Genomic DNA, 14,524 nt, shown 5'->3' with positions numbered 1-14,524 from the left:
TCGTGCAGGAAGTCACCTGAGCGAACAGGGGGGATTCCGCCGCTCGTCGGAGGCCGCCAGGCCGGGCCGCAGCAAGGCCGGAGGACGGGTCCCGCGAGGCGACACGGGACATCCGCCCCCGGTTCGGCGTACCGCACAGGTGTCCTCATGAGGCAGCATGACCAGCATGCCTGCCCTCAACCGCAAAGAAGCCGAGACCCGCGCCCGCGACATCACCGTCGAGCACTACACGATCGACCTCGACCTGACCCGGGGGGAGGAGGTCTTCGGCTCCACGACCGTGATCCGGTTCACCGCCCAGCGCGCCTGCGACACCTTCGCCGAGGTCAAGCCGGCCGTCCTGCGCCGGGTCCGGCTCGACGGCGCCGACCTCGACCCCGCCGCCCTCGACGACAACCGGCTGCCACTGGCCGGCCTGACCGCCGGCCCGCACGAACTGCGCGTCGAGGCCGACATGCGCTACTCCAGCACCGGCGAGGGCATGCACCGCTTCACCGACCCCGCCGACGGCGAGGTCTACGTCTACACCCAGCTCTTCCTCGACGACGTCCAGCGCATCGCCGCCGCCTTCGACCAGCCGGACCTCAAGGCCCGGTTCGACGTCGCGGTCACCGCGCCCGAGGAGTGGACCGTCCTCAGCAACTCCACCACCACCCGCACCGCCCCCGGCCGCTGGCAGGCGGCCACCACCCCGCCGCTGTCCACCTACGTGATCGCCGTCGCGGCCGGCCCGTTCCACTCGGTCCGCTCCGAGCACGCCGGGCTGCCGTTCGGCCTGCACTGCCGCCGCTCGCTCGCCGAGCACCTCGACCGGGACGCCGAGGAGCTGCTCGCCTTCACCCGCCGCTGCTTCGACCGCTACCACGAGATGTTCGACGAGCCGTACCCGTTCGACTCCTACGACCAGGCGTTCGTCCCGGAGTTCAACGCCGGCGCCATGGAGAACCCCGGACTGGTCACCCTCCGGGACGAGTACGTGTACCGCTCGGCCGCCACGCCCACCCAACTGGTCTGGCGGGCCGTGGTGATCGCGCACGAGATGGCCCACATGTGGTTCGGCGACCTCGTCACCCTGCGGTGGTGGGACGACATATGGCTCAACGAGTCCTTCGCCGAGTACATGGGCTACCGGGTCGCCGCCGAGGACCCCGAGTTCAGCGGCGTGTGGAACGAGTTCGCCATCCACCGCAAGCCCTGGGGCGTCGTCGCCGACCAGCGCCCCTCCACCCACCCCGTCGCCCCGGACCCGGCCGACGTCCCCGACACGGCCTCGGCGCTCAACAACTTCGACGGCATCTCCTACGCCAAGGGCGCCGCGGCCCTGCGCCAGCTCGCCATCTGGCTCGGCGAGGACTTCCTGGCCGGCATCAACACCCACTTCGCCCGGCACCGCTTCGGCAACGCCTCCCTCGCCGACTTCCTCGACTCCCTCTCCTCCGCCACCGACCGCGACGTCCAGGCCTGGGCGGAGGCGTGGCTGCGCACCACCGGCGCCGACACCCTCACCGCCACCGCCTCCCCGGCCCCCAACGGCTGGCGGCTGGAGGTCGGCCACACCGGCGGCCGCCCGCACCGGATCGGCGTCGGCCTCTACGACCGGGCCGCCGACGACCCCGGCGTCCTGGTGCCGCGCGAGCGGATCACCCTGGACCTGACGGCCACCTCCACCGTCGAGCGCCGCGAACTGCCCGGCCCGCGCCCGGACCTGGTGCTGCTCAACGACGGCGACCTCAGCTACGTCAAGACCCGCTTCGACGACCACTCCTGGGAGACCGTCGAGGACACCCTCGGCGGCCTGCCCGACCCGCTCTCGCGTGCCGTGGTGTGGAGCGCCGCCCGCGACCTCGTGCGCGACGCCCGGCTCGCCCCCGCGCGGTACCTCGCGCTGGTCGGCCGCCACCTGCCGGCCGAGACCGACCCGGGCATCGTCGACTCCGTCCTCACCTTCGCCCGCGCCTTCGTCGTCGACCGCTACCTGGCGCCCGAACACCGCCAGGCCGCGCTCACCGGCCTGGCCGCCACCGCCCGCGGCCTGCTCGCCGCCGGCCACGAGCCGAGCCGGCTGACCGCCACCCGCGCGCTGATCGACAACAGCACCGCCGAGGAGGCCGCCGAACTGCGCGGCTGGTACGAGGACGGCGCGATCCCCGGCGGCAGCGAGGCCGATCCGGAGCTGCGCTGGCGGATGCTGCTGCGGCTGTGCGTGCTGGGCGCGGGCACCCCGGCCGACATCGACGCCGAACTCGCCCGCGACACCAGCGCCTTCGGCCTGGAGAGCGCCGCCTCCTGCCGCGCCGCCCGGCCCGACGCGGAGGCGAAGGCGGCCGCCTGGCAGGCGATGTTCGGCGAGGCCGACACCCTCAGCAACTACCTGTTCAAGGCCACCGCCCAGGGGTTCTGGCAGCCCGAGCAGCAGGAGCTGCTGGCCGGCTACCCGGCCCGCTACTACCAGGACGCGGCCGCCATGGCGGCGCGGCGCGGCCCCGCGCTGGCCTCGGCGGCCGGCCAGGGCGCCTTCCCGCACGCCACGGTCACGGCGGAGTCGCTGGCGCTCGGCCGGGCGGCGCTGGAGGCCGACGACATCCAGCCCGCCTTCCGCCGCGACCTGGCCGACGCCGTCGACGACCTCGCCCGCGCCCTCCGGGTCCGCGCCGCCCACGCCTGACCCCCGTCCCTACCCCTCCCCACCCGTCCCCACCCGTCCCCACCGTCCCCACCCGTCCGCCCTCGTGCCGCCTCTCGCGGCCGGGGGCGGACGCGGTCGCGGCGGCCGCCGGTCGAACACGTAGGTGGGTTCAGGCGCCGTCGACCGCGGGGACCACGGCCCACACGGCCTTCCCGACGCCGTCCCGGCCCGCGACGCCCCAGCGGCCCCCGCTCAGGGCGTCCACGAGGGACAGGCCGCGGCCGCCTTCGGCGTCGTCAGGAGCCTCACGGGAGATCGGGACGGAGTCTCCGGCGTCGTGGACCTGGATGCGGACGCCGTCCGGCAGCTGCTCGAAGTGCGTCTCGATCAGGCGGTCCGAAGGGGCTTTCGAGTGCCGCAGGGCATTGGTGAACAGCTCGGAGAGCACCAGTTCGGCGACATCCGCCGAGTCGGCGAGGCCCCAGACCCCCATGCGTTCCCGCAGGGCGTGCCGCGCCTCTCCGGCCGATCGGGGGTCCATGACCCAGCGCTGGACCGAACTCGCCAGCACCTTGGTCTCGAAGATCGGAGAGAGCGTCATCGGCTGTCCCCATTGAAGCTCTGGGACAGCGGTCCCCCGTGAACGGCCTGGGCCGTTGTGATCTCAGCGCTCACCTTGCACCACTCTTCGCAATCCTGTCTGTACGGCCCTCAGCGCATCGGAGTTCAGCTCGACGCAGCGAAGCGCGGTACCCGACTCGGAGCCGGTCGCCAGCCCCACCGTCCGTGGGCTCGCGCTCTCCAAGCCGCGCGCTTCTACCGGCCCGGAGTCCTTGTCCATGGCCGCGGGTCCCTCGTCATGTGTCCCTCGCGTGGGGCTGGCCGGATGTCTCCGGCATCTCCACCATCGTTGAAAGAACGAATCAGGTACACAGTCCGCATGTGACCAAATACCCTCAGTGGACAGGCGCCTGAGAGAGGATCAGCCGGTGGAGCTGGAGCTGGACGACGACGAGATGCCTGCGACGCCTGCGGGGATGCTGGCCAAGCGTGTCAGGCGAGCCCGCAAGAACGCCGACCTGTCGCTACGGGGGCTCGCGGACAAGATGGGATACCCACACACCTACCTCAGCCGGGTGGAGCGGGGAGAGCAGCTGCCGTCCGAAGCTCTCGCGGAAGATCTTGACGACTTCTACGGGACGGACGGGCTCATCGTTGAGCTGCTGGCCGTGGCTGTTGCAGCTGAGGTCCCCACGTATGGGCGGAGGGTGCTGGAGCAGGAGAAACGGGCGGCCCGAATCCAGACGTTCAACAGCAGTGTGGTGCCGGGCTTGCTTCAGACGGAGCCGTACACGTCAGCCCTTTTCATCGAGTCGATGCCGGGCAAGGACGCTGAGAAGGTGGCCCTGCAAGTGGCCACGCGTGTGCACCGCCGGGCCGTTCTGGACTCAGCCGCCCCGCCGCTCTACTGGGCGATCATGGACGAATCGGCCTTGCGTCGTCCTGTGGGTGGTGCGGCGATCATGGCGGAGCAGATCCGTCACATACTCGGCATGATCGAGAACATCAGTGGCGTTCAGGTGCAGGTACTGCCGTTCGCGCGTGGAGTGCACCCTCTGTTGGGCGGTAGCTTGAGCCTGCTCACCCTTCGGGACGGCACGTCCTTCGCGTACGTTGAGTCGTTCGCGTCTGGTGTGTCCGTGGACAGCCCGGTCGACGTCCTGGAACTGACGACGCTTCTGGATATCGTTCGCTCTAAGGCCCTTGACAGTGGGGAGAGCGTGGCCATCTTCCATAAGTACCTGAAAGAGTATGAGAATGACGAAACTGACTCCTGACGCGAACACGCTGTCCCCGGTCTGGGTGAAGAGCAGCTACAGCAACGGCCAGGGCGCCGAGTGCGTGGAGTGGGCACCGGAGTACGCCCGCGCCACTGGTGACGTCCTGGTCCGTGACAGCAAGGACCCGTACGGGCCCAGCCTCACCCTGACTCGTGAGCAGTGGGTCGGACTCGTGGAGTTCGCGAGGACGCACGGCTGAAGCTGGGGCCCGCCCGCGCCGCCCCGATCCCGCTGCCCCGGCGCGGGCCGGTACACCGCCGGCCCGCGCTGGGACGGGGCCCGGTAGGCGGCGGTCGGCGCGTGGCACGCGGCCATCTCCGCCAGGGCGCCCGGGCGTCGGCGCGGGGCGGTGGCTGTGGAATGGCCGAACCGCACGATCCGACGGCCGGTCGGTGTGGGGGATTCCGTTTCCGTCGCGGGCGCCGGAGGTGTCCTGAGGGGAATCGGGGAGGCGGACGGCGGCTCGTGGCGGCCTCATGGGCGGTCAGGCGCGCTGCACCGGCTGGGGCTCAGGTACGGGCTCGGGCTCCCGGCCGGTTGCGGAACGCAGGATGCCGGCGGTCGCGGTGGCGACCGCCAGGAGCAGCGCCGGCAGCAGGAAGGTGTGGTTGAGCGCTGTCAGGCGGGTCATCCAGCCGATCACCGCCGGACCCGCGAGCATCCCGAGGTAGCCGAGGCTGGCGACCCTGGAGACGTTGGTGCCGGCGGCGGCGGGGTCGGCGTGCCCGGCGGCGCTGAACAGCTGGGGGACGCAGCCGGACAGGCCCAGCCCGAACAGCGCCCATCCGGCCAGGGCCGTCCAGATCCACGGCGAGAGGGCCACGACGGTGATTCCGACGGCGCCCGCGGCAGCGCCGTAGCGGAGGACGGCCGCCGATCCGAAGCGCCGGGAGACGCGGTCGGCGAGCAGCCGGCCGGCGGTCATCGTCACCGCGTAGGTGCCGTAGGCGAAGGTGGCGGTACTCGCCGGCGCGCCGAGCACCGTCTTCAGGTCCAGGGTGCTCCAGTCGTTGGCGACCCCCTCGCACAGCATGCACATGAGGGCCAGGGCGGCGAGGACCCAGATCCGGGCCGGCGCTCCGGGCCGCTTCCCGCCGTCGTCCGCCGGGAGCTCCCCGGCGGCGGGGGACGCCAGCTCGGCGGTGACCGGGGAGGTCGGCTCGGCGGTGACCGGGGAGGTCGGCGCCGTCGCCAGCAGGCTGCGGGCCGGCAGCAGGGCGATCACGACGCCCGCGGCTCCGGCGGCACCGAGCGTCGTGGCGGGACTCGCGCCGGCGCCGGTGGCCCTCGCTCCGACGATCGCCGCGATGACCCCGCCGACGGAGAACGTGGCGTGGAAGGCGGACATGACGGGCCTGCCGTAGGCCTTCTCCACGTGCACGGCGTGGGTGTTCATGCTCACGTCGAGGCAGCCGTTGCCGATGCCCAGGACGACCAGCCCGCCTGCCAGCGCCCAGGGATCGCGGGCGAGGCCGGGCAGTACCAGGGCCGCGGCGCACAGCGCGCCGGCGGCGGGGACGACGACGCGGGTGCCGAAACGGTCGGCCAGCCGGCCCGCGACCCGCATGCCGACGAAGGCCCCCAGGCCCAGTACCACCAGCAGGCTTCCCAGCGTCGCGTCGCTGATTCCCACGCGCTGCTTGACGGCGGGGATCTGCACCAGCCACATGCCCATCAGGGTGCCGTTGAGGACGAAGTAGACGAAGGTCGCCGCACGGGCGGCGCGCAGGGAAGAGCTCACGCAAACCACCGTAACGAACATGATTAGTGTTTGAAAAGCTCGTATTCGAACGGCTTGATGGTCCGTTCTGGGTGGTGTTCAATCGCGGTATGAGCAACGCAGACCGGCACCGGCTGATCGCCCAGGCCGTCAGGGAGTCGGGCAGCGCCACGGTCCCGGAACTCGCCGAGCTGACCGGCGCCTCGGAGATGACGATCCGGCGCGACCTGGACGCGCTGGCCGCGCAGGGTGCCCTTGAGCGCGTCCGCGGCGGGGCACGCACCCTGCTGCTCAGGGGCGAGGAGCCGCCCTTCGCGCTGCGGGCCCACGAGGCTCCCGAGGAGAAGCGCCGGATCGCCTCCGAGGTGTCCCGGCTCATCGCCGACGGCGAGACCGTGCTGCTCGACAGCGGCACCACCTGCCTGGAGGTGGCCCGCCTGCTGCGCGGCCGGCACGTGACCGTGATGCCCCTGTCGCTCCAGGCCATCCACGTCCTCAGCGACGCTCCCGGCCCGACCGCGTTGATGGTGCCGGGCGGACGGCCCCGCGCCGCCGAGGGCGCGCTGACCGGCCCCCTCACGCTCGCCTCGCTGGCGGCACTGCGCTTCGACACCGCGATCGTCGGCTGCTGCGGCCTGAGCGCCGCCGAGGGCCTGACCGCCTACGACCTCGACGACGCGGCGGTGAAGAAGGCGGCCATCGCCTCCACGCGCCGCGTCGTCGCCGCCGCCGACGGCGGCAAGCTCGGCCGCACCGCGCACGCCTACGTCGGCCCCGCCGCGCTCGTGCACACCCTCGTCACCGACGCCACCGCGCCCGCCGACGAAGTGGCGGCACTCGAAGGCGGCGGCACGATCGTCGTCACCGCCTGACCCCGATCGGTGCCCCAGGCCGTCCCCAGGCCGTCCCAGGTCGTCCCCGGGCCGGCGGCGTGGCCGTCCTCGGGTCGTCCCCGGGCTGTCCTCGGGGCACCGCTCTGCCGGGAGGGCGGCCCACGAACGCGGCGGCGTCGGTGCGCTGTTGCCCCGGACGCCGGGCGGTCCGGCGGCGGCGTCAGCCCACGGCGTGGCGGGAGCGGCTCATGACGGCGATACCGGCGGTCGCCACCAGGCCGTAGAGGGCCGGGGCGAGGAACACGTGCGGCAGCCCCAGCAGGCCCACGCCGAGGCCGCCGGTCAGCCCGCCGAGGGCGCCGGCGATCGCGGTCGAGCTCATGAAGACGGCCGAGGCGGTCGCGACGGCCTCGGGCAGCAGGCGCTGGGCGACGATGATGCCCAGGCCGGCGAACACCCCCCACACCGCGCCCATCAGAACCTGTCCGGCGAACATGCCCGCCGTGCTGCCGGTCAGCGCGAAGCACAGGTTCGCGCCGACGCCGCAGGCGGCGCCGAGGACCATCAGGCGCATCATCCCGGTCCGGCGCGCGACCACCATCGCCACCGGCATCAGGACCAGCTCGACCAGGGGTTGGATGCCGATGACCGCGCCGCTGACCGCCGTCGGCACGCGCAGGTCGTCGTGCATGTAGATCGTCAGGTAGCCGTACTTGATCGGCTCTCCCGCGTAGACGAGCACGTACAGGCCGGTGAAGGCGAGCAGGGGCAGCATGCGCCGCACCCCCACGCGCGGCCCGGCCGGCGCCCCGGGCGCCTCCTCGGCCCGCGCTCCGGCCGAGCGGGCTCGCGCGAAGCCCATAGGGACGACCTGCGCCAGGGTGCACAGTCCGGTGGCCGCGAGCATCGCGCGCGGTCCGGCGGCGGTGGCCAGCAGCGAGCCCGCCACCGGGCCCACGATCCACCCGGCGGTCAGCGCCATGCGCACGACCGAGACGACGCCGTCGCCGACCGGGCCGGCGGCGGTCTCCAGATCGTCGTGGACCGCGGCGAAAAGCTGGGACCCGGCGCCGCCGGCGAAGGCCAGGACCACGGCGCTGATCACGAACGGCATCCACGCCCGGTCCGCCAGGGCCATGGCGCACCAGCCGAGGAACCCTGCCACGGCGCACAGCCGGAACAGTCCGAGCCGTCTGCCGGTGCGGTCCGAACGGGCACCGATGAGGTATCCGGCGACCGGGGCGGTGACGTTCGTGAGGTAGTACAGCCCGGCCGTGGTCAGTGAGACGTGCAGGTCGTCCACGAGGAACAGGGTGATCTGGGGGGCGGCGGCGGAGGCACCGAGCCCGGACAGGAACAGCGCGACGGTCGCGCCGCGGTACAGCGGCGAGTCCCACACCGTGCGCAGCACGGACGGTGCGGGCGCGGCCTCCGCCGCGGCGAGTACAGGCGACAAGGTGGGCCCCCGGAAGGTCGGACGCAACAGATAGCAAACGTAATATCGAACAAAAAGAACATCAATAGTGTTCGCTATGAGGGCTCTGGAGCGGCACGGATGTTTGGTACGCCGACTGTGGTCGGTACGGGTCGAGGGCACCGAACGGCAGCGGGCGCCGAGCCCTCCTGCGCTCGCCCTCCCCGCCCTCCCCGGCTCCGCGACCGCGTCGCGCCGCGAGGTCACCGACCGCAGCGCGCGGACAGGGGCGGGACATACGCGCCTGCGGCGGAGGCGCGGGGACGGCGCGCGGAACGGCATGGGGACGGCCCGGGGGGACGGCACGGGGAACCCCGATGGTCCGCCGGAGCCGGTCGGCGGGGGAGCCGTCCTCCCGGACGGGGCGCGGAGCGCGAGGTGCGCGCCCCCACGTACCCCTTCGGGGTCACGGTCGTTGAGCAGAGCGTCCGTTTTCGTGAGCGCTGGTCTGTGAGGAACGCCCATGCCGATGCCCGTACTCGCCGCAGGACGTGCGGGCGGCCAGGCGCTGCGGCCGCTGCTGGAGACCGTCTGCGCGGCGCTGGACAGCGGCGGCCGGGAGCGGCGCGGTCCGCTGCCGGCCGGGGGCCGGGAGCGGTCGCCGAGCGGATCGGCGAGGTACTGCCCGAGGTGCTGCCGCGCAGCGGCAGCGGCGACCACGAGGCGCTGTCCACGCTCGTGCACGCCATGGCGGTGGGTTCGGCCGATCCGGCCGAGCCGCTGTGCGCGGCCCACCTGCACTGCCCGCCGCTGGCCGTGGCCGCCGCGGCGGACCTGGCCGCGTCCGCGCTCAACCCGTCGCTGGACTCCTGGGACCAGGCCCCGGCGGCCAGCGCCCTGGAGGCGCGGGTGACGGCCGCGCTCGCCGCCCTCGTCTACCCCGACCTGCCCGCGCCCGACGCGCTGATCACCACCGGCGGCACCGAGTCCAACCAGCTCGCGCTGCTGCTGGCCCGCGAGCGCGCGGCCGGCGGCCCCCGCGTCCAGGTGGTGTGCGGGGCCAACGCCCACCACAGCGTGCTGCGGGCCGCCTGGCTGCTCGGCCTGCCCCAGCCGATCGTGCTCGACACCCCAGGGGGCGTGCTGGACCCGGGCCGGCTGGCCGGCACCCTCGACGGGCTGCCCGGCCGGCCGCTGGTCGTGGCCACCGCGGGCACCACCGACAGCGGCGCGATCGACCCGCTGCTCGCGATCGCGCAGGTCACCGGGGCGCGGGGGGCCGAACTCCACGTCGACGCGGCCTACGGCGGGCCGCTGCTGTTCAGCAGCCGCGAGGCGGCGAAGCTCGACGGCGTGCAGTCGGCCGTCTCCGTCGGCTTCGACCTGCACAAGCTGGGCTGGCAGCCGGTGGCCGCCGGAGTGCTCGCGGTGCCCGACCACACCGCGCTCCGCCCCCTGGAGCACACCGCCGACTACCTCAACGCCGACGACGACACCGACGCCGGGCTGCCCGACCTGCTCGGGCGGTCCCTGCGCACCAGCCGCCGCCCCGACGTGCTGAAGATCGCCGTCACGCTGCGGGCGCTGGGCCGCGACGGGATCGCCGCCCTCGTCGACGCCGTCTGCGACCTGGCCGTCGACCTGGCCGTCCGGGTGGACGCGCACCCGGCGCTGGAGCTGCACGGGCCGCCCACGATCAGCACGGTGCTCTTCCGCCCGGCCGGCGCCACCGACGAGCAGACCGCCGAACTGCGCCGCCGCCTGATGCACGAGGGACGGGCCGTGCTGGGCCGGGCCGGCGCCGGCGGCCGGCTCTGGCTCAAGGCCACCGTGCTCAACCCGCACCTGCGCCCGGACGACCTCGACATGTTGCTGAAGCTCACCACGGAAGGCACCACGTCCCGATGAACGAAGAGCCCCACCCGTACCCGCCGCACCCCGCCGCCGGACCGCTCCAGCCGCAGCCCGCGTACGGGCCGGGTGCCGCTCACCCCGCGCCGCCGCAGCCGCCCGACCCCCGCCTCGCCCCGCCGCAGCCGCCCGACCCCCGCCTTGCCCCGCCGCTGAGCCCGCCGCGGGCCGAGCCGGTGCCCGTACTCGCGCCGGTGCCGGTCCCCGTGCCGGCGGCCGGGCCCATGCCCGTGCCCGTCCCCGTACTCGCGCCCATGCCCGTGCCCGTCCCCGTACTCGCGCCCGTGCCCGTGCCCGCGCTGGGCCCCGGCCCGGGAGCACCTGCGCCCCTCCCGGCCGTCGTCCCGCCCGTGCCGGCCACCCCGCCGTACGTCCCCCCGCCCGCCGCCCTCGTTCCCGCGCAGGGCGGGGCGGTCGCCGAGCTCGCCGCGGCCGTGCCGGAGCCGCAGGCACCGGGAGCCCCGGGGACTCCCGCCACCGGGGCGCCCGCCGCCCGGGTGCCGGGCCCGCGCGACGCCGCCGCACCGGTATCCGCGCCCGGGACGGCCGGGCCAGCGCCCGCCCCCGGCCAGGACGCGCCCCCCGCGCCGGCGGGGGAGGAGCCGTTCGACCTGATCGGGGTCGGCGTCGGGCCGTTCAACCTCTCGCTCGCCGCCCTCGCCGACGGCGTCCCCGGGCTGACGGCCGCCTTCTACGACCAGCGGGCCGCCTTCCACTGGCACCCCGGGCTGCTGGTGGAGGGCGCCACCCTCCAGGTGCCGTTCCTTGCCGACCTGGTCACGCTCGTCGACCCGGCCAGCCCCTGGACGTTCCTGAACTGGCTGAAGTCCCGGGAGCGGCTCTTCCCCTTCTACTTCGCCGAGCGCTTCCACATCCACCGCGCCGAGTACGACGCCTACTGCCGCTGGGTCGCCGAGTCGCTGCCCAGCACCCACTTCGGGCAGCAGGTCGACGCGGTGCGCTGGAACGCCGCGCGCGGCTGCTTCGAGGTCGACCACACCCACGTCGACGCGCACGGCCAGGCCGAGGCGCTGGCCCGCAGCTACGCCCGGAACCTGGTCCTCGGCGTCGGCACCGAACCGTACGTGCCCGAGCCGCTGCGCCCGCTCGCCGAGACGCCGACCGTGCCGGTGGTGCACTCCGCGCACTACCTGGGCGAGCGGGAGCGGCTGCTGGCCGCCGAGCACGTCACCGTCGTCGGCTCCGGACAGTCCGGCGCCGAGGTCTTCCTCGACCTGCTGCGCAACCGCCCGCCCGGCCGGGAGCGGATCACCTGGATCACCCGCAGCCCCGCGTTCGCGCCCATGGAGTACAGCAAGCTCGGCCTGGAGCACTTCACCCCCGACTACACCCGCTACTTCCACGGCCTGGCCGAGCCGGTGCGGGACCGGCTGCTGCCCGCCCAGTGGCAGTTGTACAAGGGGATCGACGCCGAGACCATCGCCGCCGTCCACGACGAGCTCTACCGCCGCACCCTGGACGGAGGCTGGCCCGACGCCGTGCTCACCCCCGGGGTGTCGGTGCGCACCGCCGGGCGGCTGGGCACCCAGAGCATCGAGCTGCACCTGGAGCACGCCGACCAGAGCACCCGTACCCGGCTGACCACCTCCGCGGTGGTGCTGGCCACCGGCTACCGGGAGCGGCCGCTGGACCGGCTGCTCGGCCCGCTCGACACCCTGCTGCGGCGGGACGACGCCGGCCGGCCCCTGGTCGACAGCCGGCACCGGCTGCGGCTGGACCGCTCGGTGACGGGCCGGATCTACGTGCAGAACGCCGAGCGGCACACCCACGGGGTGGGCACCCCCGACCTGGGGCTGGCCGCCTGGCGCTCCGCGGTCGTGCTCAACGACCTGACGGCGGCGCTGACCGGCACGGAGCACTATCCGCTGCCGGCCAGGACCGCCTTCACGACGTTCGGGCTCACCGGCGGCCCCCAGGGGCCGGGCCCCGGGGGAGGCGCCGCCGGCCAGGTCCCTACGCGAACAGCGGAACTCCGTCACGGGTGAGCCGCCACACGTCGCCGCCGAAGGTGGAGGGGTCGATCGTGCCGTGCGCCTGCACCCAGGCGATGATCGTGTTGCGGATCTCGTCGGAGTTGGACCACACCGACTTCGCCGTCGCCACGTGCGGGTAGTTGCTGCCGCCGCTGGACCGGTAGTTGTTCACCGCCAGCACGAACTGCGCGTCCGGGTCGACCGGCTGGCCGCCGTGCGTGAGGTTGGTGATCCGCGAGCCGGCCGGCTGGGCGATGTCGATGTCGTAGGAGACGCCGCTGAGCACGTCGTAGCTGTAGTCCGGCGTGTTGTTCGCGTTGGTGATCGCCGACAGGTCCACCGGGGCGTCCGGCGCGGTCTGGTTGAAGTACGTCGCGGACCACTCCAGGTAGTCCTTGACCTGCGCGCCCGTCAGCAGCTTGGCGTCCAGGGTGTTCTCGTAGACGTACAGGCCCGCCACGTCGCGCAGGCTGACCTGTCCGGCCGGGATGGAGGCGGTACGGGAGAACGGCGACGCCTCGGACAGCACCGGCAGGTCCGCGTACGCGGTGCCGGCCAGCGCGGCGGACACCGTGTCGGACTGCACCAGGTTGAGGAAGTCGATGATCGGGGTGTCCTTGTACGTCGACTCCGCCGCGCTCATCTCCTCCGCGCAGGTGCCGATGACCTGGTTGACGTAGGAGACGACCTTCTGGTGCTCGGTGCGCACCAGGCGGGCGACCTCCGGGTCCTCCGCGACGGTGTTGGCGTTGCGCACGCCCGCCGTGACCGAGGTGACCTCCCAGCGGCCGTGGCGCAGCTCCAGGTCGATGTCGAAGACGCTCAGCCGCATGCCCCACATCAGCGGCTCGGACAGCACCACCGTCTTGCCGGTCTCCTCGTTGACCACCAGCGTCTGCGGGCGCTCGACGTGGGTGTGGCCGACCAGGATCGCGTCGATTCCGGGCACCTGGGCGGCCACCAGGGAGGAGGCGTTCTCCGGGTAGGGGATCGCGTCGCCGTACGAGGTGGAGCCGTCCAGGCCGGAGTGGTCGGTGCAGAAGACCACGTCGCAGCCCATCGCGCGCAGCTTCGGCACGTAGTGCTTCGCCTGCTCGACCAGGCCGGGGAAGGCCAGCTGCCCCTGCACGTTGGCCTTGTCCCACACCGCGATGCCGGGGTTGGTCAGGCCGAGGATGCCGATCTTGACGCTCGGGCCGCCCGGCACCTTCACCTCCTTGACCAGGTAGGGCGGGAAGGCCGGCTTGAGGGTGGTGGCGTCCACCGCGTTGGCGGCCAGCAGCGGGAAGTCGCACTGCTCCTGGAAGGCGCGCAGCAGCGGGATGCCGTAGTTGAACTCGTGGTTGCCCAGGGCCGCCGCGTCGTAGCGCATGTGGTTCATGGCCAGCGCCATCGGGTGCTGCGGGCCGCCGCGGCGGCCGCTGATCGGCTCCACCCGCGCGTAGTAGTAGGAGAGCTGGGTGCCCTGGATGATGTCGCCGGCGTCGACGAGGAGGGTGCGGTCGTGGCCCTTCTCGGCGCGGGCCTGCTCCACCAGAGTGGCGATCTTGGCCAGGCCGACGTCGTTGTGGGTGGCGTCGTCGTACTCGGCGTCGGTGAAGTAGTCCCAGTTCAGAGCGTGTCCGTGCAGGTCCGTGGTGCCCAGCACGCGCAGGCTGAAGGTGGTCGGGCCGTGCTCGTGGCCGTGGCCGCCACCGCGGTGCCGGTCGTCGGCCTGCGCCTGCGGCGCGAGCGCCGCGCCGGCGCCGCCGGCCAGTGCCACGCCGGCGCCGGTGGCCGCCGAGCGGTTGATGAAGTCCCTGCGGTTGAGCGGCATTCCAAACTCCTGGGATCGGTGTCGCGTGTGCCCGTGCATGACAACGCGCGTAGATCATGGCCCAAGAGGGGGGTCCGAGGCCACCCCGGCGGTCGGCGGCGGACCGCGCGGCCTGGTCCGATGGCTCACCTCGGCACCCCCTCCGGCCTGCGGCGGAGCAGTCTGGCGCGGCGTGGCGGGTGCGGCGGGGGCGCCGCGGGGTGCGGCCCGGCGGGGCGCCGCGGGGTCCTTCGGTGGCCGGGTCCGGGCGGGCGGCCGGACGCTGTCCGGGTGGCGCGGAGTCACCCGACCGCGCCGGATGCGCTCATCCGAGCGGATTAGCGCCCACATCTGCGTTTGTCAACAAGCTTTAATCCAGACGTCGTTGGA

The 14,524-nt window shown here is 73.5% G+C and carries 9 protein-coding genes and 1 pseudogene; 6 read left to right on the top strand and 4 right to left on the bottom strand.

Going from position 1 to position 14,524, the window contains the following annotated elements:
• The first annotated feature begins 166 nt into the window (after positions 1-166).
• Complete coding sequence (gene pepN, locus BS72_RS02600) at positions 167-2,665, top strand: aminopeptidase N (RefSeq protein ID WP_037907335.1); 2,499 nt, start codon at positions 167-169, stop codon at positions 2,663-2,665.
• A gap of 130 nt (positions 2,666-2,795) precedes the next feature.
• Here the strand turns inward: pepN and BS72_RS02595 are convergent, their stop codons facing one another.
• Complete coding sequence (locus BS72_RS02595) at positions 2,796-3,227, bottom strand: ATP-binding protein (protein ID WP_232792191.1); 432 nt, start codon at positions 3,225-3,227, stop codon at positions 2,796-2,798.
• Positions 3,228-3,615: 388 nt separating this feature from the next.
• Here BS72_RS02595 and BS72_RS02590 point away from each other — a divergent pair, with 388 nt between their 5' ends.
• Both BS72_RS02590 and BS72_RS02585 read left to right on the top strand, forming a co-directional pair.
• Complete coding sequence (locus BS72_RS02590; protein ID WP_037907331.1) at positions 3,616-4,464, top strand: helix-turn-helix domain-containing protein; 849 nt, start codon at positions 3,616-3,618, stop codon at positions 4,462-4,464.
• Complete coding sequence (locus BS72_RS02585; protein ID WP_037906051.1) at positions 4,445-4,666, top strand: DUF397 domain-containing protein; 222 nt, start codon at positions 4,445-4,447, stop codon at positions 4,664-4,666. The genes BS72_RS02590 and BS72_RS02585 overlap by 20 nt, the downstream gene beginning before the upstream one ends.
• Before the next feature lie 285 nt (positions 4,667-4,951).
• On the opposite strand, the gene BS72_RS02580 is transcribed toward BS72_RS02585, so the two are convergent.
• Positions 4,952-6,229: an MFS transporter gene (locus BS72_RS02580; RefSeq protein ID WP_051950572.1), complete on the bottom strand. Its 1,278-nt coding sequence runs from the start codon at positions 6,227-6,229 to the stop codon at positions 4,952-4,954.
• A gap of 68 nt (positions 6,230-6,297) precedes the next feature.
• Between BS72_RS02580 and BS72_RS02575 the strand changes: the two genes are divergently transcribed.
• Positions 6,298-7,059: a DeoR/GlpR family DNA-binding transcription regulator gene (locus tag BS72_RS02575; protein ID WP_037906049.1), complete on the top strand. Its 762-nt coding sequence runs from the start codon at positions 6,298-6,300 to the stop codon at positions 7,057-7,059.
• A 181-nt stretch (positions 7,060-7,240) separates the two neighbouring features.
• On the opposite strand, the gene BS72_RS02570 is transcribed toward BS72_RS02575, so the two are convergent.
• Positions 7,241-8,476, bottom strand: coding sequence for an MFS transporter (locus BS72_RS02570; RefSeq protein WP_198545738.1), 1,236 nt, complete (start codon positions 8,474-8,476; stop codon positions 7,241-7,243).
• A 481-nt stretch (positions 8,477-8,957) separates the two neighbouring features.
• Between BS72_RS02570 and BS72_RS02565 the strand changes: the two are divergent.
• Positions 8,958-10,342, top strand: a pseudogene (locus BS72_RS02565) (pyridoxal phosphate-dependent decarboxylase family protein).
• A 614-nt stretch (positions 10,343-10,956) separates the two neighbouring features.
• Positions 10,957-12,351 carry a lysine N(6)-hydroxylase/L-ornithine N(5)-oxygenase family protein gene (locus tag BS72_RS02560; RefSeq protein ID WP_051950724.1) on the top strand — a complete coding sequence of 465 codons (1,395 nt, stop codon included), beginning with the start codon at positions 10,957-10,959 and terminating at the stop codon, positions 12,349-12,351.
• On the opposite strand, the gene BS72_RS02555 is transcribed toward BS72_RS02560, so the two are convergent.
• Positions 12,320-14,155 carry a bifunctional metallophosphatase/5'-nucleotidase gene (locus BS72_RS02555; protein ID WP_037906046.1) on the bottom strand — a complete coding sequence of 612 codons (1,836 nt, stop codon included), beginning with the start codon at positions 14,153-14,155 and terminating at the stop codon, positions 12,320-12,322. The two genes, BS72_RS02560 and BS72_RS02555, sit on opposite strands and share 32 nt — an antisense overlap.
• Positions 14,156-14,524: the final 369 nt, after the last annotated feature.

The organism is Actinacidiphila yeochonensis CN732 (assembly GCF_000745345.1).
Taxonomy (GTDB): Bacteria; Actinomycetota; Actinomycetes; order Streptomycetales; family Streptomycetaceae; genus Actinacidiphila; species Actinacidiphila yeochonensis.
Note: the sequence above shows the minus strand (reverse complement) of the source record. Positions and strands in the feature narration are given on the sequence as shown.

Excerpts from the sequence above, each read along its gene's own strand:
- pepN (WP_037907335.1), top strand. The coding sequence starts at position 167 with ATGCCTGCCCTCAACCGCAAAGAAGCCGAGACCCGCGCCCGCGACATC.
- BS72_RS02595 (WP_232792191.1), bottom strand. The coding sequence starts at position 3,227 with ATGACGCTCTCTCCGATCTTCGAGACCAAGGTGCTGGCGAGTTCGGTC.
- BS72_RS02585 (WP_037906051.1), top strand. The coding sequence starts at position 4,445 with ATGACGAAACTGACTCCTGACGCGAACACGCTGTCCCCGGTCTGGGTG.
- BS72_RS02580 (WP_051950572.1), bottom strand. The coding sequence starts at position 6,229 with ATGTTCGTTACGGTGGTTTGCGTGAGCTCTTCCCTGCGCGCCGCCCGT.
- BS72_RS02575 (WP_037906049.1), top strand. The coding sequence starts at position 6,298 with ATGAGCAACGCAGACCGGCACCGGCTGATCGCCCAGGCCGTCAGGGAG.
- BS72_RS02555 (WP_037906046.1), bottom strand. The coding sequence starts at position 14,155 with ATGCCGCTCAACCGCAGGGACTTCATCAACCGCTCGGCGGCCACCGGC.